The sequence below is a fragment of the Plantactinospora sp. DSM 117369 genome (assembly GCF_053764795.1).
Genome location: NZ_CM132446.1, coordinates 9,925,414 through 9,947,659, shown reverse-complemented (window position 1 = coordinate 9,947,659; position 22,246 = coordinate 9,925,414). Strand labels below are relative to the sequence as shown.

General features: G+C 72.0%; 17 protein-coding genes. 6 read left to right on the top strand and 11 right to left on the bottom strand.

Annotated elements, in window-relative coordinates; genetic code table 11:
• The first annotated feature begins 280 nt into the window (after nucleotides 1–280).
• The 3 genes from ACSMXO_RS42830 (at nucleotide 281) to ACSMXO_RS42820 (ending at nucleotide 4,783) form a co-directional block, all read left to right on the top strand.
• A complete protein-coding gene (locus ACSMXO_RS42830; RefSeq protein ID WP_455419447.1) occupies nucleotides 281–1,267 on the top strand; it encodes a ParA family protein in 987 nt (328 codons plus the stop codon).
• Nucleotides 1,268–1,294: 27 nt separating this feature from the next.
• Entirely contained in the window at nucleotides 1,295–2,326 is a 1,032-nt protein-coding gene (locus ACSMXO_RS42825) for a ParB/RepB/Spo0J family partition protein (RefSeq protein ID WP_455416255.1), read from the top strand.
• Between the two features lie 1,650 nt (nucleotides 2,327–3,976).
• A complete protein-coding gene (locus ACSMXO_RS42820) occupies nucleotides 3,977–4,783 on the top strand; it encodes a hypothetical protein (protein WP_455416254.1) in 807 nt (268 codons plus the stop codon).
• A gap of 129 nt (nucleotides 4,784–4,912) precedes the next feature.
• Here ACSMXO_RS42820 and ACSMXO_RS42815 read toward each other — a convergent pair whose 3' ends face one another.
• Nucleotides 4,913–5,944 carry a D-alanine--D-alanine ligase family protein gene (locus tag ACSMXO_RS42815; RefSeq protein WP_346262378.1) on the bottom strand — a complete coding sequence of 344 codons (1,032 nt, stop codon included), beginning with the start codon at nucleotides 5,942–5,944 and terminating at the stop codon, nucleotides 4,913–4,915.
• Nucleotides 5,945–5,952: 8 nt separating this feature from the next.
• Nucleotides 5,953–7,266 carry an aminotransferase-like domain-containing protein gene (locus ACSMXO_RS42810; protein WP_346262379.1) on the bottom strand — a complete coding sequence of 438 codons (1,314 nt, stop codon included), beginning with the start codon at nucleotides 7,264–7,266 and terminating at the stop codon, nucleotides 5,953–5,955.
• A 515-nt stretch (nucleotides 7,267–7,781) separates the two neighbouring features.
• Here ACSMXO_RS42810 and ACSMXO_RS42805 point away from each other — a divergent pair.
• On the top strand, nucleotides 7,782–8,441 hold the full coding sequence (locus ACSMXO_RS42805; RefSeq protein WP_346262380.1) for a GNAT family N-acetyltransferase: 660 nt from the start codon (nucleotides 7,782–7,784) through the stop codon (nucleotides 8,439–8,441).
• A gap of 39 nt (nucleotides 8,442–8,480) precedes the next feature.
• On the opposite strand, the gene ACSMXO_RS42800 is transcribed toward ACSMXO_RS42805, so the two are convergent.
• The 7 genes from ACSMXO_RS42800 to murJ form a co-directional block, all read right to left on the bottom strand.
• Nucleotides 8,481–9,650, bottom strand: coding sequence for an N-acetylmuramoyl-L-alanine amidase (locus ACSMXO_RS42800; RefSeq protein ID WP_346262381.1), 1,170 nt, complete (start codon nucleotides 9,648–9,650; stop codon nucleotides 8,481–8,483).
• 405 nt (nucleotides 9,651–10,055) lie between these two features.
• Nucleotides 10,056–10,379, bottom strand: a complete 324-nt coding sequence (trxA, locus tag ACSMXO_RS42795; RefSeq protein ID WP_130461256.1) for a thioredoxin — start codon at nucleotides 10,377–10,379, stop codon at nucleotides 10,056–10,058.
• 35 nt (nucleotides 10,380–10,414) lie between these two features.
• Nucleotides 10,415–11,371 (bottom strand): thioredoxin-disulfide reductase, encoded by a 957-nt coding sequence (gene trxB, locus ACSMXO_RS42790; RefSeq protein ID WP_346262382.1) that lies wholly within the window; start codon nucleotides 11,369–11,371, stop codon nucleotides 10,415–10,417.
• A 183-nt stretch (nucleotides 11,372–11,554) separates the two neighbouring features.
• Entirely contained in the window at nucleotides 11,555–12,760 is a 1,206-nt protein-coding gene (locus ACSMXO_RS42785; RefSeq protein ID WP_455416253.1) for a hypothetical protein, read from the bottom strand.
• On the bottom strand, nucleotides 12,757–13,518 hold the full coding sequence (sigM, locus tag ACSMXO_RS42780) for an RNA polymerase sigma factor SigM (RefSeq protein ID WP_455419446.1): 762 nt from the start codon (nucleotides 13,516–13,518) through the stop codon (nucleotides 12,757–12,759). Before sigM ends, ACSMXO_RS42785 begins: the two co-directional genes overlap by 4 nt.
• 379 nt (nucleotides 13,519–13,897) lie before the next feature.
• On the bottom strand, nucleotides 13,898–15,523 hold the full coding sequence (locus ACSMXO_RS42775) for a protein kinase family protein (RefSeq protein ID WP_346262384.1): 1,626 nt from the start codon (nucleotides 15,521–15,523) through the stop codon (nucleotides 13,898–13,900).
• A 493-nt stretch (nucleotides 15,524–16,016) separates the two neighbouring features.
• A complete protein-coding gene (murJ, locus tag ACSMXO_RS42770; RefSeq protein ID WP_455416252.1) occupies nucleotides 16,017–17,735 on the bottom strand; it encodes a murein biosynthesis integral membrane protein MurJ in 1,719 nt (572 codons plus the stop codon).
• Nucleotides 17,736–17,888: 153 nt separating this feature from the next.
• Between murJ and ACSMXO_RS42765 the strand changes: the two genes are divergently transcribed.
• Nucleotides 17,889–19,367, top strand: coding sequence for a CCA tRNA nucleotidyltransferase (locus ACSMXO_RS42765; protein ID WP_346262386.1), 1,479 nt, complete (start codon nucleotides 17,889–17,891; stop codon nucleotides 19,365–19,367).
• Nucleotides 19,368–19,448: 81 nt separating this feature from the next.
• Here ACSMXO_RS42765 and ACSMXO_RS42760 read toward each other — a convergent pair whose 3' ends face one another.
• Nucleotides 19,449–19,664 (bottom strand): hypothetical protein, encoded by a 216-nt coding sequence (locus tag ACSMXO_RS42760; RefSeq protein WP_346262387.1) that lies wholly within the window; start codon nucleotides 19,662–19,664, stop codon nucleotides 19,449–19,451.
• A gap of 186 nt (nucleotides 19,665–19,850) precedes the next feature.
• Between ACSMXO_RS42760 and ACSMXO_RS42755 the strand changes: the two genes are divergently transcribed.
• Nucleotides 19,851–20,483 (top strand): hypothetical protein, encoded by a 633-nt coding sequence (locus tag ACSMXO_RS42755; protein WP_455416251.1) that lies wholly within the window; start codon nucleotides 19,851–19,853, stop codon nucleotides 20,481–20,483.
• Between the two features lie 207 nt (nucleotides 20,484–20,690).
• Here the strand turns inward: ACSMXO_RS42755 and ACSMXO_RS42750 are convergent, their stop codons facing one another.
• Nucleotides 20,691–22,220 (bottom strand): flotillin family protein, encoded by a 1,530-nt coding sequence (locus ACSMXO_RS42750; RefSeq protein ID WP_346262389.1) that lies wholly within the window; start codon nucleotides 22,218–22,220, stop codon nucleotides 20,691–20,693.
• Nucleotides 22,221–22,246: the final 26 nt, after the last annotated feature.

Below are 22,246 nucleotides of genomic sequence, written 5' to 3'. Positions count from 1 at the left end.
AGAGGCAGCCGGCCCGGGGCCGGCAGCGGATCTGCCCCGTCAGCCGGTGCCCGGACCGGGGCCGGACCCGTCCGGGAAAGGTCCGGAGCATCCGAGGCCGGCCGGGCGGGCGTCGGCACCGACGTTCTCGGCGCCGACGGACGTACCGCCGCAGCCGGCGGCCCCACGCCCCGGCGCCCAGGCGCCGGTTGCGCCGCCTGTCGGCGCTCAGGCTCCGGCGGCCCCGGGCGGGTCGCCGGCACCGGCCCGCGCTGACGGGACGGGTCTGGCCCCGCGCCCGATCGTCGAGCCCGAGTCCCCGGCCGACACGCCGTCAGCGGTACCGGAGACCTTCCCCGAGGACGCCGCGTCCGACGCGTACGTTTCACGTGAAACCCCGTCGCGCGAACAGGACGATCCCCCGTTGGCAATGGAGGCAATGCGCGCTGTGCAAATCCTGAACCCGAGCGGCGAGGTGACGATGCCGCGTCCGGACCGGCCACGGATCATGTGTGTCGCGAACCAGAAGGGAGGCGTCGGCAAGACCACCACCACGGTCAACCTGGCGGTGGCCCTGGCGCTGCACGGCAACCGCGTCCTCGTCGTGGACCTCGACCCGCAGGGGAACGCCTCGACCGGACTGAACGTGCCGCACCACGCCGGCGTACCGGACGTCTACGACTGCCTGATCGACAACGTGCCGCTGGCCGAGGTGGCCCAGCCGGTCGAGGGGATTCCCGACCTCTGGTGCGTACCGGCCACCATCGACCTGGCCGGTGCCGAGATCGAGTTGGTCTCGGTGGTAGCCCGGGAGTCCCGCCTCGCCCGAGCCATCGCCGGCCACCCGGCACAGTTCGACTACGTCTTCATCGACTGCCCGCCCTCGCTCGGCCTGCTCACGGTGAATGCGCTTTGCGCCGCCCAGGAGGTGCTGATCCCGATCCAGTGCGAGTACTACGCGCTGGAGGGCCTCAACCAGCTGATCAACAACATCAACCTGGTACGGCAGCACCTGAACCCGACCCTTGAGGTCTCGACGATCCTGCTCACCATGTACGACCGGCGGACCCGGCTCGCGGACGCGGTCGAGCAGGACGTCCGGAACCATTTCGGCGACAAGGTGCTGCAGGCGGTGATTCCGCGCAACGTGCGGGTGTCGGAGGCTCCGAGCTACGGCCAGTCGGTGATGACCTACGATCCCGGTTCGCGGGGTGCCACGAGTTACTTCGAGGCGGCCCAGGAGATCGCCATGCGTGGGGTCAAAGAGTCTGTTGGCCGCAATGCATAGCTTGGTTGATGCGTCGGGAGGCGTGGCATGAAGAACCGTCCGCGGGGCGGGCTGGGTCGTGGACTGGGCGCGCTGATTCCCACAACACCGGAACCAGCGGCCGGGGTGGTGACGGCGGAGCCTCCGGCCGGTCGACCGGAGGCCGCGCCGTCGCTGCCCGGAGAATCCTCCTGGTCCGCGTCGGTGCCCTCGGCTCCGGTGCAGCCGACCGGGCCGGAGCTGGCGCCCGTTCCCGGAGCCCGATTCGCCGAGATTCCGCTCGACGCGATCGTGCCCAACCCGAAGCAGCCACGGCAGGTCTTCGACGAGGAGGCCCTGGAGGAGCTCAAGCTTTCGATCCAGGAGGTCGGCTTCCTCCAGCCGATCGTGGTACGCCAGCTTCCCGGCGACCGGTTCGAGCTGGTGATGGGCGAACGGCGCTGGCGTGCGGCACAGGCGGTTGGTCGGGAGTCGATCCCCGCGATCGTCCGGGACACCCGGGACGACGCGATGCTCCGGGACGCGTTGCTGGAGAACATCCATCGGGCCAACCTCAACCCTCTGGAGGAGGCGGCCGCCTATCAGCAGCTCCTGGAGGAGTTCGGCGCGACGCACGAGGAGCTGGCTCGGCGGATCGGCCGCAGCCGCCCGCAGATCTCGAACACCATCCGGCTGCTGAACCTCCCCGCCGAGGTGCAGAAGCGGGTGGCCGCCGGAGTGCTCTCCGCCGGCCACGCCCGGGCTTTGCTCAGCCTCGATAGCTCGGCAGCGCAGGAGGAGCTCGCCCGGCGGATCGTGGCCGAAGGGCTTTCGGTACGGGCCACGGAGGAGGTCGTGAAGCTGACCGAGACCTCCCCCAGCCGCCCCAGCCCGGCAAAGCGGCGCGCCAAGGTGCACGCCCCGGGACTGACCGATCTCGCGGACCGGCTGTCGGACCGGTTCGACACCCGGGTCAAGGTCGACATCGGGCGTAACAAGGGGAAGATCACCATCGAGTTCGCCACCGTGGACGACCTTGAGCGGATCGTCGGCCTCATCGGAATGACGGGCTCGGAGGCCGAGCCCGACGAGTCGGTCTGAGCGCAGGCCCGCACCCGCCGTTCGGGCGAGGTGGGCGACCCGGCTCGACAGCGCGCGAATGGCCACCATCCCGGCTGGATCGGGGTGGTGGCCATTCGCATCGTCGACCCGAGGAGTCGGTGCGCTGGTTTCACGTGAAACCAGCGCACCCGCAGCGGGCGGACGTCAAGCCGTTGCGCGGGCCTGGCCGGTTCGTCTCTGGGACCTGCGGCGGCGGCGAGGGGTCTGGGGATTGGCGTCGGGTTGCCGGGCCGGATGGTCAATCCGGAGGTCGATGGCGCGGGCACCGCGAGCCGCCAGTCTCGGTTCTCGGTCTTCGGTTCTCGGGCTCAGATCTGGGCCCTCGGCTTTCGGTCCTGAGCCCTCGGCCGTCAGCTCTCGGCCGTCAGTGGGGATCCATGTGCCGGAGCCGCCAGCCGTGCGCAATCCGCGAGCTATGAGTTGCGGCCGTGCCCGGTCGCGGAGACTGGCGGCAGCCGCCAGCGGACGCCCGCAACTCGGCACGCTCACCACTGGCTGCCCGCCACGGCCAACCGGAGGCCGCTGTCCGATGGCCACCCGTTGGCATCCGACGGCTACTACCGCCGTCCGAATGCTCCGGGCGCCGGGACGACAGCCGACGAACGGCGGCAGCGCTGGGCGCCCCTTCTGGGTGCCGGTGATGTGGACGGATGCCGGTCGACTGCCACCACGCGGGGACGCGGTCGGCCGGCGGGGATGGATTCGGCTGGAATACGCCCAGGGGTCTGCTGTCCGCCATCTCCCCTTCAGGGTCGGTGGCTCTGCCTCTCCGCCTCGTCCGGTGCGTGGGATCGCGATTGAGTTCTGCACGGTGTGGGTTCGGAACGCCGCCAGGTGTTGGCTAGGCCCGGCAGCCGGCTCAGCCCCGCCTTCCACCCCGACCCGGAGGAGTTGTCGCTGCTGCGGAGATCTCAGCGGTCCCGGGAGGCGGATGCCTGTCCCGGGCCGGATCCGTTCCGGAGCGGCTGCCCGGCGGGTGCCATCGCGACGCGGCGACGGGCGGCTTGGCTACCGCTTCTCCACCGTCCGCTCGGTGACCAACAACGGACATAGCGCGGACGGGGATGGGATGCGACGCGTGCCCGGAGACGGCGAGAAGTAATCCACAGGGGTTGTCCACAGGCATCCCCCGTTTCACGTGAAACAGCGCGTGGAACGCGGTGTCGGCCTGTGGATGACGGCGGTGAAATCCGCCCGGAGGGGCCTCTGTTCGTGTCGGCACCGGCCCGGAGGACGGCGCGCCGGAGACCAGGCAGCCCCAGGAGGGCGGATGAGTGACCCGAGGGCGGCGGACACCTGTGAACCCGAGGACGGAGGCCGCAGGACCACCGGACGCCGAAACAGGCGGGGACGCGGCTGGCGCCGGACACACCGGGAACCGACGAGCGGGACGGTGGCCCGAGTCGAGCCGCCGGGCGAACCTGTTCAAGCCGTTACGGCGGTGCGCCGCGAATCGGGTTGGTGGCCCTTGCGAGCCGGCTCGGTGCCGCCGTACCGGGAGCGGTTCGCGTCGTCCGTGCGTCGACCAGGAGACGGCGGAAGTGGTACGGATGCCACGCCGCGACGTCGATGATCGGCAGCCGAAACAGGGTAGGGACAGCGGTCCCGAACTCGGTTAGGGTCAGCGTCGTGCCCCACACCCCTCCCGCTGTACCAGACTTCACCAGGTGGCCTTCGTTCCCCTTCGAAGGCGAGTTCCGGGTCAAGCAACTCGACGAGCCGGTGGCGGTCGAGCCGCCGCGCAAGGGCGAGGGTTCCGGCGAATGCCACTCCTGCAACGCCCCCGACGACGCCTACATCTGGGTCAGCGAACGCTGGCGGGTACGCGCCATGGATCGGCCGACCGGGCTGCCGATGGTGCTGATCCTCGAGTCACGTTCGCATCTGGACCTGGGTGACCTGCCCAACCTGCTCGCTGCCGAACTCGGGGTGATGACGGTACGGCTCGAACGGGCCGTACGGTCCCTGGACGGGGTCGCCCGGGTACACGTCAACCGCTGGGGTGACGGTGCCGCACACCTGCACCTGTGGTTCCTGGCGCGGCCGTACGGGCGGCTCCAGTTGCGCGGCACCTTCCTGTCCCTGTGGGACGACATCTTGCCCCCGATCCCCGAGCCACAGTGGCGGGAGAATCTGGCGCTGGTCGCAGCCTGGCTCGCCGAGTTCGGCGGACGCCCGCTGGCCGAGCCGCCCCGCATCCAGTGGCAGGCACCGTCGAGCCTGGCCCAGCAGGGCGGCACGGGGCCATCCGCCGTCGCACCGGTAACCGGCTCGGCGACGTCGACCGAGCCAGCCGCCGCTGCTCCACCCCCGGCTACGCCGACGGTGACCGAGGCGGAGGCGGGGCCGGGGATACCAGAGCCGGCGGACTCGACGGACGCCACCGATCCGGGCGCCCGCGAGTCACCCGGTGATCCGGCCACCCGGGCCTATTAGCCAGCCGGGCGACGACGAGGCACCGCTCCTCGACCAGCGCGGCATGGTCCCGCCCGGTGCCGGGCGCGTTCGCGCGGTTGCTGGCCCTCGGCGGGTGGGCCAGTGCGCGGAGCCGGCGAGCGTCGTGGGTCAGGGGCGGCCGAGGGTACGGCGCTGGGAGGCGCGGGCGACCAGGGTACGAAGCAGCTCGCCGAAGTCGAGTCCGGCGGCGTTCACGGCGAGCGGGAGCAACGAGGTCTCGGTCATGCCCGGCGAGACGTTGACCTCCAGCACGTGCGGCCGGTCGTCCTCGTCCACGATCAGGTCCACCCGGGACAGGTCGCGGAGCCCGAGCGCGGAGTGGGCCGCGAGGGCGGTTTCCGCTACCCGGGCCGCCACGGTGGCCGACAATCGGGCCGGGGCGTGCCAGGTGGTGAGCCCGGCGGTGTAGCGGGCGGCGTAGTCATAGACGCCGTTGCGGGGGACGATCTCGACGGCGGGCAGGGCACGCGGGCCGTCGCCCAGGTCGACCACCGAGACCGCCACGTCCATTCCGGGTACGTAGCGCTCGACGAGCGCCGTCGAGTCGTACGCGAAGCAGCCGACCATCGCTGCCGGCAGCGCGCCGGGATCCCGGACCACGGCGGCGCCGAGACCCGAGCCGCCCTGGGCCGGCTTGATCATGAGGGGTAGTCCGAGCCGGTCGACGATCCGGTCCAGCACCGCCACCGCACCGAGTTCGGAGAACCGGTCGTGCGGCAGCGCCACCCAGTCCGGGGTGGGGATGCCGTCCTCGCGGAGCACCGCCTTCGCCGACGGCTTGTCCCAGGCCAGTCGGGACGACCGGGCGTCACAGCCGACGTACGGCACGTCGCAGATGTCGAGTACGCCACGCAGCGAGCCGTCCTCTCCGGTCGACCCGTGCAGGGCGATCACCACCGCGTCCGGGGGATCCTCCCGAAGCAGTGGCAGCAGCGAGACGTCGGCGTCGCGGAGTTCCGCCTCCACGCCGACCGAGCGGAGTGCGTCGAGCACCCGCCGGCCGGACTTCAGCGACACGTCCCGCTCGTAGGAGAGTCCGCCGGCGAGCACCAGGACACGCAGCTCGGCGGTGGTGTCGCGAGGTACGAGGTCAGGCCATTCGGCGGCCTGGAGCGGATCGTCGGCAGAGTGCGTACCCATGCCGGAGATCATGCCAAGTCGGGACCTGGCACGTCCGCGCCGGCCTGCCCACGACGGCGGGGCGGCGCGCCGACAGTGCCGAAGACCTCGCGCATCGCGGCCTCCTGCTCCATCACGGTCGCCAGCCGGCGCACACCCTCGCGGATCCGCTCCGGCGGCGGGAAGGAGAAGTTGAGCCGCATGTGGCCCGCCCCCGTGCCGTCGGCGTAGAAGCCGGTGCCGGGCACGTAGGCGACCCGGGCGGCGATGGCCCGGGGCACCATCGCCTTGGCGTCCAGGCCCTCCGGCAGCGTCGCCCAGACGAACAGCCCGCCACCCGGCTCGGTCCAGCTCGTGCCGGCCGGCATGTAGTCGGCCAGCGCGTCGAGCAGGGCGTCCCGGCGCTCCCGGTACAGCTCACGGTAGATCTTGAGCTGCTGCCGCCACGGCATCGTCGACAGGTATGTGGTGACGGCGGCCTGGGCGAAGGCGCTCGGGCAGAGGATCTGCGCCTCGCTGGCGATCACCAGCTTGTCGCGTACGGCGTGCGGGGCCAGGATCCAGCCCACCCGCAGCCCGGGGGCGAAGGTCTTGGAGAAGGTGCTCAGGTAGAACACGCCGTCCCGGCGGCGTGCCCGCAGCGGCAGCGGCGCCTCGCAGTCGAAGCCGAGCTGGCCGTACGGGTCGTCCTCGACCACCAGCAGGCCGGCCCGTTCGCAGATGTCGAGCACCCGCTCCCGGCGCTCCTCGCTCAGCGTCACGCCGGCCGGGTTCTGGAACGTCGGGATCGTGTAGAGGAACTTCGCCCGCCGACCCGAACGGGCGACCTCGGCGATGGCCAGCTCCAGCGCCTCCGGGATCAGTCCGTCGGCATCCATCGGGACGTGCACCACCTGGGCCTGGGCGCTCTGGAAGACACCGAGCGCGCCGACGTAGGTGGGCCCCTCGGCGAGTACGACGTCGCCGGGGTCGAGGAAGAGCCGGGCGATCAGGTCCAGCGCCTGCTGCCCGCCGACTGTCACCACCACGTCCTCCGGGGAGGCGCCGCAGCCGACGTCGATGCCGGAGAGCGCCATCACCTCGCAGATCCGCTCCCGCAGCTCCAGCGTGCCCTGGCCGATGCCGTACTGCAGGGTGCTCGCGCCCTGGTCGGCGGCGAGCTTGTTGAGCATCTCGCCGACCGCGTCCAGCGGCAACGCGGCGATGTACGGTGCGCCGCCGGCCAACGAGACGACCTCCGGACGGCTGGCGACGGCGAAGAGAGCTCGGATCTCCGATGCCGTCATCCCGCGTACCCGCCGGGCATAGCGGTCCGTGTAGTCGTCCAGCGTCGTGCCGGTCATGCCGCCTCCTCGCTGTGCTCTCTCCTCGTCACGACGCCCGCGACCGAGCCGGGGGATGCCGGCGCCGCTGCCCGCTCGTCCCGCCTCCCTGCGCTCGTCGTGCCTCCCCATGATGATGGCCGGGACGGTCACCGAAACGCATTCCCGAAACAGGTCGTTTGATCCCGCCCGGGCGCCCTCGGCACCTCGAACGCCGCGCCCGTTCTCCGTCCCGGTCCGCTCGATCCCCGCCGTGCGGGCGGGTCGGTGGGGCTGTCCGGCAACTCCGCCGGTCGGCGCTCGTCGCTCGATCGTAATCCCGATCACCCGGTAAGGTCCTCGGCCCGGCGGTCCGTCCACATGTCGGACCGGTTGACCTGCCCGGTCACCGGCTGAGCCGGGGGAACGGTGCGTAGTCGACCCGTCCTCTCCCGAGCCGGGAGGTTCCGGCGTACGATCGCTCGTTGGGGGTAGGGACCGGAGATGGCGATATTTGCGGTCTTTGGACCCCGGGGACGATTTGTGGGGATGCGCCGATGTCGCGACGTCTGGTCAGTCTGACCCTCGACACTCTCGAAGACCTGCCCCGGCCCTGCCGCCGGTGCGTCTACTGGGAGCTGGATCCGGTGGCGGCCGAACGTGCCCGCGAGGCAGGCGACCCCGGCCTGGAGAAGGAAGCCTGGGTCTCGCAGACGCTGCTCGAATGGGGCTCCTGCGGAAAGCTCGCGTACGTCGACGGTATGCCCGCCGGATTCGTGATGTATGCCCCGCCGGCCTACGTCCCCCGGTCGATGGCGTTTCCCACCTCGCCGGTCTCGGCGGACGCCGCACTGCTGACCACGGCACACATCATCACCACCTTCGCCGGTGGCGGGCTGGGCCGGATGCTCGTCCAGGGGGTCGCGCGGGACCTGACGAAGCGGGGCATCAAGGCGATCGAGGCGTTCGGCGACGCGAAGTTCGGCGACGCCGGTGACGGCGCGGGCGGCTGTGTCGCCCCGGCCGACTACTTCCTCTCCGTCGGCTTCAAGACGGTACGACCCCATCCGCGTTTTCCCCGCCTCCGGCTGGAGCTGCGTACCGCACTGTCCTGGAAGTCCGACGTCGAGTACGCGCTGGAGAAGCTGCTCGGCTCGATGAGCCCGGAAGGACTGCTCCGCCCGGTACGCCCCGCCACCCGCTCGGCCGCCGGCTGACGGTGCACGGCTGACGGTTCACCGGCCGGCCGCAGCCGGTCAGTCGTGGGCGGCGGCGCCGGCCGCCACCATCGCCCGCAGCTCGCTGACGTCGATCGAGCCGGTCGGCACGTCCTCCTCGACCGGGAAGTACATCCGCTGCACCGCAGCGACGATGGCGTCCACCACCCGGTCCCGGAACCGGGGGTCGATCAGCCGGGCCCGGTCGGTGGGTGAGGTGAGGTAGCCGACGTCGACGCGTACCGCCGGCATCCGGGTCAGCCGGAGCAGCTCCCACGTCTTCGCGTGGGTCTGGCAGTTGCGCAGCCCGGTCCGGGCCACGATCTCCCGCTGGACGAGCCCGGCCAGCCGTTCGCCGACGCTTGAGGTGACCCCGTTGGCGGTGCCGTAGTGGTAGGTGGCGACCCCGTCCGCCTCCGGGTTGGCGTGCCCGTCGATGTGCAGCGAGATGAGCAGGTCGCCGCCGAGTTCGTTGGCCAGGTCGGCCCGGGTGAGGTCGGCCAGCGGCGCGGCCGGCGCCGGGCCCCGGGTGAGGTGCACCCGCATGCCGGCGGCGGCGAGCCGGCCCTCCAGCCGGGCGGCGAGGTCGTAGGCGAGGTCCGCCTCGGTCCACCGCATCGTGCCGTCCTGCACCACGAACCCGGGATCGAAGGGGTCGTGACCGGGGTCGACCACGATGACCTTGCCGACCAGGTTCGGGCCGGACTGGCGGAACGCGTCGGACTCGCGGAGCAGGGTCGGCCGGCCGCCGACCACCTTCCGGCCGAGCCGGCGCAGCGCGTTCATGGTGTGCGGGCCACAGGCGCCATCCGGGGGGAGCCCGACCTCGCGCTGGAACTGGGCGACCGCGCGGGCCGTTCGGGCCCCGTACACGCCGTCGGCGCGACCGACGTCGTAGCCCATCTCCAGCAGGCGCTCCTGGAGGGTACGCACGTCCTCGCCGATCAGCGGGTCGGGAATCGCCTGGTAGAGGGTACGGGCACCGAGGCGCCAGCGGGCCGCGTCCAGCGCCCGCCAGGTCTCCGGGCCGACCTGACCGTCGACGCTGAGCCCACGGTCCTGCTGGAAGGCGCGTACCGCTCGCTCGGTCTCCGCCTCGAATTCGTCGGCGCCGGGCGGCCCACCGGCGGGCAGCAGGCCCAGCCCGACCAGGACGGCTCGGATCTCGGTGACCGCGCGTCCCCGGTCACCACGTCGGATCGGACGCACGGACAACCTCCCTCTGCGTGCCTGCGGCTGACTGCCCGGCTGTCGGGCGGGTGTGCCGGATCGGCCCTGCGACCGGTCCGGCGGCGGACGGTTCGTGGCTCCTCCGGGCGGCCCCGATGGACCGGTCGACGGGGTCCGGCCCGGCGGCGCCGGCGCACCGTCGCGAGGAGGAACGCTTCCGGAGCGTACCGTGGCGCTCCGGCCCCCGCCCGTCGTTGACCGTACGGTATCCGGCCAATCCCGCCGATGAGCTGGGGATATACCCGTTCGGCCGGTGCCCGACGCGTGCTGGCCGCGATTGTGGCGGATCAGTCTCGACCGGTGGCCGGTCCCGCCGGCCGGAACGCCGACGCGCCCGCGTCCGAGGATCCGGAGACGGGCGCGTCGGCGTGGCGGTGGCGTGCGCTACAGCGCTGTTTCGATGAGCTTGATCAGGTCGCTCTTGGGGCGGGCCCCGGCGATGGACTGGACGGGCTCGCCGCCCTTGAACATCGTCAGGGTCGGCACCGACAGCACCCGGTAGGCACGGGCCGTCTCCGGGTTGTCGTCGATGTTGAGCTTGACGATCCGGACCTTGTCCCCCAGTTCGCCGGCGATCTCTTCCAGCAGGGTGTCGACCTTGCGGCACGGCCCGCACCACTCGGCCCAGAAGTCCACCAGTACCGGCGTATCGGACTGCAGCACGTCACTGGCGAAGTTGGCGTCCGTGACGGCGCTTGTTGCTCCCACTAGTCCTCCTCGGGGGTTGCTTCGTGCGTTGGTGTTCAGTCTTCGTCGAGCGTCGCGAGGAACCGCTCGGCGTCGAGGGCGGCGGCACAGCCGGTGCCGGCCGCGGTGATCGCCTGGCGGTAGGTGTGGTCGACCAGGTCACCGGCGGCGAACACGCCGGGGATGTTGGTCCGGGTGCTCGGCGCCTCGACCTTGACGTAGCCGTTGTCGTCCAGCTCCACCTGACCCCGGAAGAGCTCGCTGCGCGGGTCGTGGCCGATCGCCACGAACACGCCGCTGACGTCGAGCGTCTTGGCCTCGCCGGTGTGCGCGTTGCGCAGGCGTACCCCGGAGACCTTGCCGTCGTCGCCGAGCACCTCCTCGACCACGCTGTTCCACTCGACGTGGATCTTGTCGTTGGCCAGTGCCCGGTCCGCCATGATCTTGCTGGCCCGGAACTCGTCGCGGCGGTGCACGATCGTCACCTTGCTGGCGAACTTGGTGAGGAAGGTCGCCTCCTCCATCGCGGAGTCGCCGCCGCCGACCACCACGATCTCCTGGCCGCGGAAGAAGAAGCCGTCACAGGTGGCGCAGGACGACACACCGTGCCCCAGATATTCCTGCTCGCCCGGCACACCCAGCGGTCGCCAGGCCGAACCGGTACTCAGGATGACCGCCTTCGCCCGGTACGCCGTCTCACCGACGTACGCCGTGCTCACCCTGCCTTCGCCCGGTACGCCGGTGTCGACCAGCTCGACCCGGGTCACGTCGTCGGTGACGAACTCGGCCCCGAACCGCTCGGCCTGCTTGCGCATCGAGTCCATCAGCTCGGGACCCATGATCCCGTCCGCGAAGCCGGGGAAGTTCTCCACCTCGGTGGTGGTCATCAGCGCACCACCGGACTGCACACCCTCGATGACCAGCGGTTTGAGATTGGCGCGCGCGGCGTAGACCGCCGCGGTGTAACCGGCCGGCCCAGAGCCGATGATGATCAGGTTGCGGACCTCGTCCACTGCCGTCTCCCGATGTGTGTCTCTGCGCCACCGGCGCCAGGCGCCGACGGCGGTCCGAGCGCCGGCCACGTACGGCACCGGCGCCTGCAAGCCAGAACGTCATCGTACGAACCGGGGATTCCCGAGCCGGTCATCCGGTGGGTCATGTCACTGCGTCGACCAAACAGCCGATGAGGCGTTGTTTTACCCTACCCGGCTCTGGTAGATGAGGTCGGCAGCGGGCGAGCCGCAGTTCGGACCGGTCACCCAGGCCCAGCGGGCCCCCGAGCGGTCGGTGAAGACGACGACGAGCGCGGCCCGGCCCTGGAAGGTGGCGTAGTCCACCAGGTCGACCGCGACCGGGCCCTGCGCGTGGGCCGTTGTGATCGCGTCGAGGCAGGCGGCGAGTACGGACCGGTCGGTCAGGCGTTCCAGCGACTTGCCGGCCCCCGTCGGCAGGCAGCACGGCGAGGCGCCGGCGGCCGAGAACGGGCTGGCAGCCGGGGCGGCGTCCTCCCGCACCGGGCCGGAGCTGCGGTTCTGCGGCGCGGACCGGGTGGCCGGCGTGGTCGGGGCAGCCTGCTTGGTCAGGTGGGAGACGGTGTCCGGCAGCGAGTCGGGGGTGTAGTCGGTGCCGGTGGAGAGGACCCGCTCGACGGACGGTTCCACCACCGTCCGGGGCGGGCCGGAGCCGAGGACCTGCGGTGCGGCCGCGTCCTCGCCGGAGTTCATCGCCGTACCGGCGGGCTGGTCACCGGCGCTGTCGCCGCCGTCCACGAGACCACTGACGGCGAACCCGGCGAAGCCGGCGACCACGGTGGCGAGCAGGATCGGACCGGCCATCCGTCGCGTCCAGCGCCGCCGCCGACCCGGTCGGCCGGGACGCTGCGCGCCGCCGGGCTGCGCGGGTACGCCGGGCAGGTGTCGACGGGGCCGGCCGCTCGGACGCGTCGGTCCGCCCGACGGGGATCCGCCCGACGGCCCGGTCCCGGAGTCCGGAATGGCACCGGACCGGGTATCGGCACCCGCTGCCGGGACACCGACCGGCTCCGCCGAGGCGTCGTCCGGCTCGTCGGCCGACTCCGCCAGAGCCTCGTCCGGCGCCTCGGCGGGCTGGTCCTGGGCTGCGGCGGCCGGGTCGGAGGTGCCGGGGGTGGCAGCGCCGGCCAGCGCCGAGCTGAGCCGGTCGACCACCACGGGCGGCATCGGGGTCTGCGCGGCGGCCAAGCCCGCCAGGTCGAGGCGTACCGCGTCGAGGCCGGCGGTGAGGTCGGCGAACGCCTCCGCCCAGGCCGGGTCCTGGTCGACCAGCCGGGCGATCTCGACCTCGTCCGGGGTGCCGTCCAGCGCGCCACCGACATAGTCGGCCAGCAGGTCGAGATCGACCTCCCGGAACTGGCCCCCGGTCACGATTCCTCCTGGTCCTGGTCGGTCCGGCCAAAACGCCGGTCCGGTGCCACCTGCCTGTCCGCCGCGAGCCGGATCGATTCCGATCGGACGCCGCCACCGGAGCCGAGGTTCCCGCTGGTGACCGACGGCACCCTGGGGCTCGGCGCGGGATCGCGACCGGTCGCCGGTCGGAGGTGGCCGAGCAGCACGGCGAGTCGGGCCCGTCCCCGGGCGCACCGGCTCTTCACGGTGCCCTCGGCGACACCAAGGATCTCGGCCACCTCGGCGACCGGATAGCCCTGTAGGTCCACCAGCACCAGCGCGGCCCGCTGCTCGACCGGGAGTTCCGCGAGCGCCTGCCGTACGACGAGCGTGGTGTCGTGGTCGATGGCCGGCGCGGCCGGCTCGACGCCACCCTGCCATCGGGCGGTGTCGAGCGGGCGGGTGCTGTCCGGCAGCGGCACGGTCGGATGTGCCTGCCGACGGCGGATCCGATCGAGGCAGGCGTTCACCACGATGCGGTGCAGCCAGGTGGTGACGGCAGCCTCGCCCCGGAACCGGGCCGCCGAGCGGTGCGCCGAGAGCAGGGCGTCCTGGAGGGCGTCCGCCGCCTCCTCCCGGTCGGTCACCGTACGCAGCGCCACCGCCCAGAGGCGGTCCCGGTGCCGGTGGAAAAGGGTCGCGAAGGCGTCCCGGTCGCCGTCGACGTGTGCCCGGAGCAGCTCGGCGTCGCTGCGCTCCGGGTCGCCGGTCCATGCACCGCCGGCGGCCCGGGTCACCCCGTCAACCTGGTTCGACACGTCCGTGGCCGGCGTTGTCGCGTCCGTGCGCGGCGGCGCCCCGGCCGGACCCGGCTCGTCCGTCGACGACCCGATCCCGGACGGAGTGAGTCCGTCGGACGCCCTGGGGGCGTCGGGGCGGGTGGTTGAGCCGATTCGGGTCGAGGAGGCCGGCCAGGTCGTAGGGTCGGTCCGGCCTCCGGTCTGCGGTCCGTGCGGGTCGGTGTTGCCCATGGTCGGGCCTGCCGGCCGGGCCGGGTCGGTCGGCGCCCAGGGGCGGGCGGAGGGCGAGCCGGCCCGGCCGGCAGCGTCGGAACCCAACCCGCCGGTCATGGCCGCACGATAACCGAGTCACGCACGCACTGGGACGACCGGCAGCTCACCGACTCTGGACCGTGATCTCCTGAACGCCGATCTTCCACCGGCCGGAACCCGGCTCGGTCTCCGGCAGGTCGGTGATCCACAGCATCAGGTACTGGTATTTCTGGCCCGGCGCGAACTGGCTGAACAAGACCTTGGTCCGGTCGCTCTTCTCGTACGCGTTGCCGATCCGGGTGCTGTACGCCTCGACGAGAGCCCGGTCGCCGCTGGCGGTCGCCGGGAAGTCTTTGGTGCCCGAGCGCAGCTCGGCGGAGACGCCGCTCTCGGAGAAGTCCACCTGCACGCTGGTGACCTCGCGGGGCTCACCCAGGTTGATCAGGATGCCCATGCCGGACTTCTTGTTCCCGAACTTCGACCCGTTCCGGTAGGTCTCGGTCTCCCAGCCCTCGTTGACGTCGCCGTCAACCGCCTTCTCCACCTCGTCCAGTTCGCTCCGGGTGCCGTCCGGGTCGATAACCCGGACCTGGTTGCCCGTGAGGTCGACCTTGCGCGGGGTGGCGGCCGGTGGCTCCGGGTCGCCGGCCACTGCGGGTTGGGTACTGGTCCCGGTGCTCGGGGTCGGTCCGGCCTGGCCGTCGGTCGAGTTCCGATCGCCGACCAGCGCGTTGATGCCGAGCGAGAGCCCGACCAGTGCGATCACCAGCAGGGCGGCGATGCCGATCAGCATCCTGCGGTTGCTGGGCGTCGGCAGGTCGGGGCCGCCGTCGTCGCCGGAGGTGAAGCGGAGGGGCCCGCTGTCGAGGTAGTGCTCCTCGGCGGCGGCGTCGAGCCGGCCCAGCTCGGCGGCGAGGACGTCCGAGGACGGCACCGCGAGCTGCGAGTCGAGCAGGTCCATGGTGAGGTCGTCGAGGTAGGCGGGGACTCCGGCCCGGACCTGCCGGGGGGCCGCGATGGTGCCGCTCGCGTCCCGGACCGCGTCCGGCAGCGGCGAGCGGGACCGCCGGGTCGAGCCGGCGGTGAGGGACGCCTCGGTGTGCGGCCAGTGGCCGGTCAACGCGTAGTAGAGGATGCCGCCGACCGCCCGTACGTCGGTCTCGGGGGTGTCCGCGCCGTCGGTGCGCGCGTCGGCGAGCACCACCCGGCCGTCGTCGCCGACCATCACGGTGCCGGGGTGCAGGTTGCCGTGCACCATGCCGGTGGCGTGGATTGCGGAGATCGCCCCGGAGACGGCGTGCGCGATGCTGGTGGCCCGGGCCGGGTCGAGTACGCCCTCGGCGACGAGTTCACGCAGGGAGTGGCCGTCCACCCACTCGCGGACGACGTACGCCCGCTCCTCCTCGTCGATCGCGTCGTAGACGCCGACCAGGTTGGGGTGGATCACCCGGCTGGCCGCCACCGCAGCCTGGAGCATCTCCTTCGCCGAGTCGCCGCCGGGATAGCGCAGCACCACGGCGACCGGTCGGCGCAGCACCACGTCGACACCGCGCCAGACCTGCCGGCCCGCGCTGTCGTCGTTGATGTGTTCGGCAAGCTCGTACCGTTCGGCCAGGATCTCACCGACGGCGGGGGCACCGAAGGTCATCACGGACGGAGCTGCCTCGTCCGCCTCCTGACCTTCGCCGACCTGGGTCACCCGTCCTCCCTCGGTGATCGTGTCGATCGATGGACCCGTGCTGCTAGGCATCTGGCTTCCCGCTCCGCCTTCGAAGGAAATCGGACGGCCACCGGCACTCCTAGCCTAGGCGCTCGCCGCACTCGTCGAGAGCGACCTTACCCGGGTCTGACTGATCCCCGACACGTCATCTTGCGGCCGTACGTGGACCTGCTGGGCGGATGTGTCGGGAAGCGCGCTGGATCGTCCGCTGTCAGCCACCTTGATGGCCCGTGCTTTTAGTAATCTATAGGTTAATTTCAACAGTTTGCTACCGGGTCGGTGTGCCGGCCCCGCCGCCCCCGCCCGGCACCCTTGTCGTCCGGGGCGTCGGCGTGCACCCGGCACCTTCCCCCGTGCGCCGGAAGTATGCCGGACGCCCGAGGTCGACAGCATCCGGGTGGTTGCCGAACGGCGGTCACGTCGGTCACACCGCAACGGTGCTCCGCAGCGCCGGCACGTCGGTGTCGAGAGCCGGACCGGCCGGGTTATCCACAGGTACGTCCCCAGTCCGCACTCCGACCGGTCACCGGCCGAGCCGGCGGCGGACCATGCCGACCACCGTGGTTATCTCCCGGATCCGCAGCAGCAGGGCCAGTCCGAGGTACGTGGCGCCGATCGCCGCTCCGCCGATCGCCACCTCCAGGAAGCCCAGCCAGCGGTTCTCGGTCGCCTGACCCGGCAGCAGGGTCACCACCAGCAGGCCCACCAGGGTCGCGCCGAGGGCCGCCACGAGTACCCGGCCGAAGGTGTTGAACATCGCGCCGAGGCCGATCCGGCCGATCCGGGGGCGCAGCAACCAGGCGGAGATCACCGCCGCGGCGACGTACGAGACGGCGTTGCCGAACATCATCCCGGAGGCGAGTACCGAGGTGGAGAACGCGGCGAAGACGAGCACCTGCACCAGGATCCGGAGCAGTACGACCGGGATGTTGATCAGCGCCGGCATGCGGGTGTCGGGCAGCGCCCAGAACGCGAAGGTGAAGACCTGACTGACCGCGAACGGGATCAGCGCCAGCGCGGCGACCAGCAGCACCGGTGAGATGGCACCCGCGTCGCCCCGGGCCGCGCCGTAGTCGAAGAGGCTCACCGCGATCGGCTCGGCGAGTACGGCGTAGCAGACCGCGATCGGCGCGAGTACGGCGGTGACGGTCCGGACGGTACGGGACAGGTCGCTCGCCATGTCCTCGAACCGGCCATCGGCGGCGGCGGCGCTCATCCGGGGCATCAGGGCGGTGATGATCGAGACTGCGATGATGCCGTGCGCCATCATCAGCAGCAGGAAGACGTTGTTGTAGATGGCCGGTCCGGCCGACTCGCCCTCCACCTGGTTGAGCAGGTTGAAGAGCACGATCAGGCCGACCGAGTTGACCGCCACGTAGCAGAACATCCAGCCGCCGAGCCGGCCCAGCTCGCGCAGGCCCAGCTCCCGGAAGTCGAACCGCCACCGCCAGCGGAAGCCGACCCTGCGCAGCGCCGGCAGCAGGCCGACGGCCTGGACGACGATGCCGAGCAGGGTGCCGCCGCCGAGCAGCAGGATCCGACCCGGACTCATCTCGTCCGGCTCGATGATCTGCGCGCCGTAGATGGCGATGTAGAGCGCGCAGGCGGCGATGATCACGAGGTTGTTGAGGATCGGTGTCCACATCGGCGCCGCGAAGTGCCCACGGGTGTTGAGCACCGCGGCGACCAGCGCGCTCAGCCCGGAGAAGAAGATGATCGGCAGCAGCAGCCGGGAGAGTGTGGTGACCAGGCCCTGGTAGTCGTCGCCGCGGCCGCTGGCGTAGATCTCGGTCAGCACCGGGGCGGCCACGATGGCCAGCACCGCGGCCACGCCGAGGGCGAGCACGGCCAGGGTGAGCAGGCGCTGGGCGTACGCCTGGCCGCCATCGGCGTCGACCCGGCGCCGGCGTACCAGCACCGGCACCAGCACGCTGGTCAGGATGCCGCCGAGCAGGAACTCGTAGACCATCTGCGGGATGATCAACGCGGTGGCGTACGCGTCGTTGACGGCGAAGGCGCCCAGCGCGGCCGTCACCATCAGGGTGCGCAGGAAGCCGGTACCCCGGCTCACCAGGCTGCCGATCGCCATGATCGCGCTGTTGCCGGCGGCGCTGCCGGCGGTCTCCGGCGGCGGTGCGGTGCTCTCCAGGGCCGGCGACGCGGAGATCAGCGTCGCGCCGTCCTGGGGCGGCGGGACGCCGTCGGGCATGGCGTTGGCGCTGCGGTACAGCCCGCCAGCCATCTCAGCCTCCCAAGGGGTACGGCGGGCAGGGGCGCCCGCCGGCACTGTTGGAACATTAGTCAACCCGGTCACCCGGCCGCCCGGCCGCGTCGCCGGTCAGTTGGTGTGCCCGGCGCCAGCCGGTGCCGGACGGTTCAGTAGGCTGGCGATCCCATGTCCGAAACATCCGCCCCGCACAGCGCCCCGTCGACGCCGTCCGCCAGCCGGTCGGCCCTGAGCGCTGCCCAGCGCAATGCCGTCGCGGAACTGCTCCGGGTCTCGCCGGTCGCCGACGAGTTGGGTCGCCGGTTCGCCCGGGCCGGTCACGAGCTGCACCTGGTCGGCGGTTCGGTCCGGGACGCCCTGCTCGGCCGGCTCGGCGAGGACCTCGACTTCGCTACCGACGCGCACCCGGACGAGACGCTGCGGCTGCTGAAGGGCTGGGCCGAGGCGACCTGGGAGACCGGGCGCGAGTTCGGCACGATCGGCGCCCAGCGGGACGGGCTGCGGCTGGAGATCACCACTTTCCGGGCCGAGTCGTACGACCAGGTGAGCCGGAACCCGGTGGTCCGGTACGGCACCGACCTCGCCGACGACCTGCGGCGCCGGGACTTCACCATCAACGCGATGGCGGTCAGCCTGCCGGGGCACGACTTCACCGATCCGCACGGCGGGCTGGCCGACCTCGCCGATCGGGTGATCCGGACCCCCGGCACCCCGGCCGAGTCGTTTGGGGACGATCCGCTGCGGATGCTCCGCGCGGCCAGGTTCGCCGCACAACTGCGCTTCGCCGTCGCGCCGGAGGTCCGGGAGGCGATGCGGGCGATGGCGGCCGACCTCGACCGGATCACCGCCGAGCGGATCCGGGACGAGTTCACCAAGCTGCTCTGCGGGGCCGACCCGATCACCGGGCTGCGCCTGCTGGTCGACACCGGCCTCGCCGACCGGTTCCTGCCGGAGCTGTCCGGGCTGAAGCTGGAGATCGACGAGCACGCACAGCACAAGGACGTCTACGAGCACACCCTGATCGTGGTGAGCAACGCGGTGCGGCTGGAGGAGGAGGGCTGCGACTTCGTCCTCCGGATGGCCGCACTGATGCACGACGTCGGCAAGCCGGCCACCAAGGCGGTCGGGCCGGACGGCCGGGTCAGCTTCCACCACCACGAGGTGGTCGGCGCCCGGTTGACCAAGCAGCGGATGAAGGCGTTGCGCTATCCCAAGGACGTGATCGGCCAGGTGGTCGCACTGGTCGGGCTGCACCTGCGGTTCTACGGGTACGGGCGCGGCGAGTGGACCGACTCGGCGGTGCGCCGGTACGTCACCGACGCCGGTGACCTGCTGCCCCGGCTGCACAAGCTGACCCGCTCCGACTGCACCACCCGGAACCGCCGCAAGGCCGCCGCGCTGGCCGCCGACTACGACGCGCTGGAGGAGCGGATCGCGCGCCTCCAGGCGGAGGAGGACCTCGCCCGGGTACGCCCCGACCTCGACGGCAACGCCATCATGGAGCTGCTCGGCGTACCGCCGGGGCCGATCGTGGGTCGAGCCTGGCGGTACCTGAAGGAACTGCGTCTGGAGCGGGGCCCGCTGGACCGGGACGAGGCCGAGGCCGAGTTGCTGCGCTGGGCCCGGGAACAGGGCATCACCGACTGACGGGCCGGTCTGGCGGTCCGACCGATCTCGCCGCGGACCGACATTCGGGGCGGTACCGGGGCAGCACCCGGGCGGTGCCGGTCAGCGCAGCGCCGAGCGGGTCGTCGGAGCCAACCGTAGCTGTCGCGGCGGGGCGACGAGCGCGGCGCGCAGCTCGGGCAGCACCTCGTCCCGCCATCGGGTGGACCGGTCCAGGCGCCGGAGGTGATCGTCGAGCCGCGCGGCATCGGCGAACCGGGTGAGCCAGCAGACGACGTGCTCTCCGACGACGACCGGATGGCGTACGCCGTTGCTCATGACTCTCCCGTCTCCAGGGTCTGGTCCAGCACGTCGGCGATCGACGTACCCGCGAGTTCCCGGCGTAGCGCCCGGTCGACGTCGCCGTAGAAGCCAGCGCGGTGTCAATGCCGGAACGGACGGTTCGCCCGCCGCGTCCACTGGCGATACCGTCCTATCCGGCGTACGACAGGCGGGGAGGTGATCGTGGACGTCTCGGGTCGGCCGGGCGACCGCTCCTTCCTGGTCCCGATGGTGGCGCTGGTGTCGACGCTGGTGGCCCTCGTCGTCGCGATCGTGCTGGTGGTCGTACTCCGGGACGGCGGGTCGCAGGACCCGACCGGCGCCGGCCCGACGGATCCCGCCCCCGCCACCGGCGGCGACCCGCCGGCCGGGAGTACGCCGAGCGGCGCACCGGGCGCGCCCGGCTGCCTGGTCGGCACCTGGCGGGTCACCGAGCATCAGGAGCAGGTGGACGTGCCCGAGGTGGGCCGGCTGAGCTTCACCGGAGGCACCGGGTCGACGCTCTCGCTCAGCGCCGAGGGCGCCGGGATCGCCGACTACGGCGACGGCACGGTCTTCTCCAGCAGTCACGGCGGCCAGGAGGTCGTGCTCGAACTGCGGGGCAGGGTCAGCTACCGCTACGCGCTCGTCGGCGACCGGATCGAGCTGCGGGACGTACGATCCGCGGCCGAGGTGCGGCTGCGGGTCGGTGCCGGTACGCCCGGACGCTGGCGGCCCTTCACCGCCTCGACCGCCCCGTCCAACTACACCTGTGCCGGCGACCGGCTGACCCAGCAGTCCCTGGCCTTCACCACCCTGTACGCCCGGTCGGAGTAGGGAGCCCAGAGCGGCGATCACCACACCGGCACCGCCGGCCGGACTGCTGGACCGGGTTCCGGGACTCGCGGCGGGGGTGACCGTGGGGAGGCGGGGCTCGCTCCGGAGCCCGTGCGGGAGCAGCCGGCCCGCGCGCAAACAGCAGGCGGCCCGGCACCGGAGCGGCAACTCCGGTACCGGGCCGCGGGGTGGAACGTCCCCGGGTGGTCAGCTCTTCGGCTCGACCGCCTTGCCGCCGTTGGTCAGCGTGCCGTCGACGATCTGGTCGACGTTGCCGCGGGCCGCGCCGAGCCGGGCGAGCAGCCCGGTCAGGTCGACCCCGGTCAGGTCGCTGCCGAGCTGGAGTCCCTGGGCCACGTTGGCCGCCACCGACTTGGTCAGCGAGGAGGCGCCATCGGTGGAGATCACCGTGATCTTGTCGATCGCGCCGACCGGGGCGCTCGCCGCCTCGACCACCTGCGGCAGTACCTTGACCAGCAGGTCGAGCACGGCCGCCTCGCCGTACGACGCGAAAGCCTCGGCCTTGCGGGACATCGCCTCCGCCTCGGCCTGGCCCCGGGCGAGGATCGCCGCGGCCTCCGCCTGGCCCTCCCGCTCGACCGCGTCGGCGATGGCGGTACGCCGGCGCTGCTCGGCCTCACCCTCCTTGGCACCCTCGATCGCGTTCGCCTCGGCCAGGGCCGCCCGGCGGGCCCGCTCGCCCTCACCGGTCAGCCGGGCCTGCTCGGCGGCGGCCTGCGCGGCCGCGATGGTGGCCTGCCGCTCGGCGTCGGCGGCCAGCACCGCCGCGTTGCGGGACGCCTCGGCCTCCTGCTCCACCTTGTACCGGGCCGCGTCGGCCGGCTTGCGGACCTCGGTGTCGAGCTGGCGCTGCTTCAGTTCGGCGTTGCGCTCGGCGACCTTCTGCTGCTCGGTCAGGATCGCCTGGTCCCGCTCGGCCTGGGCCAGCGGGCCGGCGGCGGCCGACTTGGCCTTGGCGGCGTCGATCTCGGCCTGGATGCCGGCCTGCTTCAGCGCCAGGTTCCGGTTCGCCTCCGCGATCGCCTCCTCGGCGAGCAGCCGCTCCTGCTCGGCGACCTGCCGGGCCCGGGCCTCGGCGATGGCCGCGTCCTTGAGCACCCGGGCCGCCTCGGGCCGGCCGAGGTCCTGCAGGTAGGAGCCCTCGGCCAGGATGTCCTGGAGCTGGAAGGTGTCGAGCACCAGACCCTGGTTGGTCATCGAGTGCTCGGCCTCCTCGGCGACCGCGCTGGCGAAGGCGGCCCGGTCCCGGATGATCTCCTCGATGGTGAGCCGGCCGACGATCGAGCGGAGCGCACCGGCCAGCACCTCGCGGGTGAAGCTCTCGATCTCGTCCTGCTGGTGCAGGAACCGCTGCGCCGCCGCGCGGATCGCGTCCTCGGTGCCGCCGACCTTGACGATCGCCACGCCGTGCAGCTCGGCCCGGATGCCCTGCTTGCTGACCGCGCCCTTGATGCTGACGTCGATCCGCCGGCTGGACAGGTCGAGCGACTGGAGCTTCTGCACCACCGGCAGGACGAAGACCGAGGCGCCGAGTACGACCTTCTGCCCGGACATGTCGGTGGAGCGGCTGCCGTCGGCGCTCTGCGTCGTACGGCCCTTGCGGCCGGTGACGATGAAAGCCTCGTTCGGCCCGGCGACTTTGATCCGGGAGAGCACGAACATGACGAGGATGAGGGCCAGGAGCACTGCTCCGCCGATGGCGATGAGGATCAGCATGGCACCGTCCATTTCGGATTGGGGGT

Bases quoted from the DNA above. Each gene is read 5' to 3' on its own strand.
- ACSMXO_RS42765 (WP_346262386.1), top strand. From the start codon at position 17,889: ATGTCCGAAACATCCGCCCCGCACAGCGCCCCGTCGACGCCGTCCGCC.
- ACSMXO_RS42760 (WP_346262387.1), bottom strand. From the start codon at position 19,664: ATGAGCAACGGCGTACGCCATCCGGTCGTCGTCGGAGAGCACGTCGTC.
- ACSMXO_RS42815 (WP_346262378.1), bottom strand. From the start codon at position 5,944: ATGGGTACGCACTCTGCCGACGATCCGCTCCAGGCCGCCGAATGGCCT.
- ACSMXO_RS42825 (WP_455416255.1), top strand. From the start codon at position 1,295: ATGAAGAACCGTCCGCGGGGCGGGCTGGGTCGTGGACTGGGCGCGCTG.
- ACSMXO_RS42750 (WP_346262389.1), bottom strand. From the start codon at position 22,220: ATGCTGATCCTCATCGCCATCGGCGGAGCAGTGCTCCTGGCCCTCATC.
- ACSMXO_RS42775 (WP_346262384.1), bottom strand. From the start codon at position 15,523: ATGCCTAGCAGCACGGGTCCATCGATCGACACGATCACCGAGGGAGGA.
- murJ (WP_455416252.1), bottom strand. From the start codon at position 17,735: ATGGCTGGCGGGCTGTACCGCAGCGCCAACGCCATGCCCGACGGCGTC.
- ACSMXO_RS42805 (WP_346262380.1), top strand. From the start codon at position 7,782: ATGTCGCGACGTCTGGTCAGTCTGACCCTCGACACTCTCGAAGACCTG.
- ACSMXO_RS42810 (WP_346262379.1), bottom strand. From the start codon at position 7,266: ATGACCGGCACGACGCTGGACGACTACACGGACCGCTATGCCCGGCGG.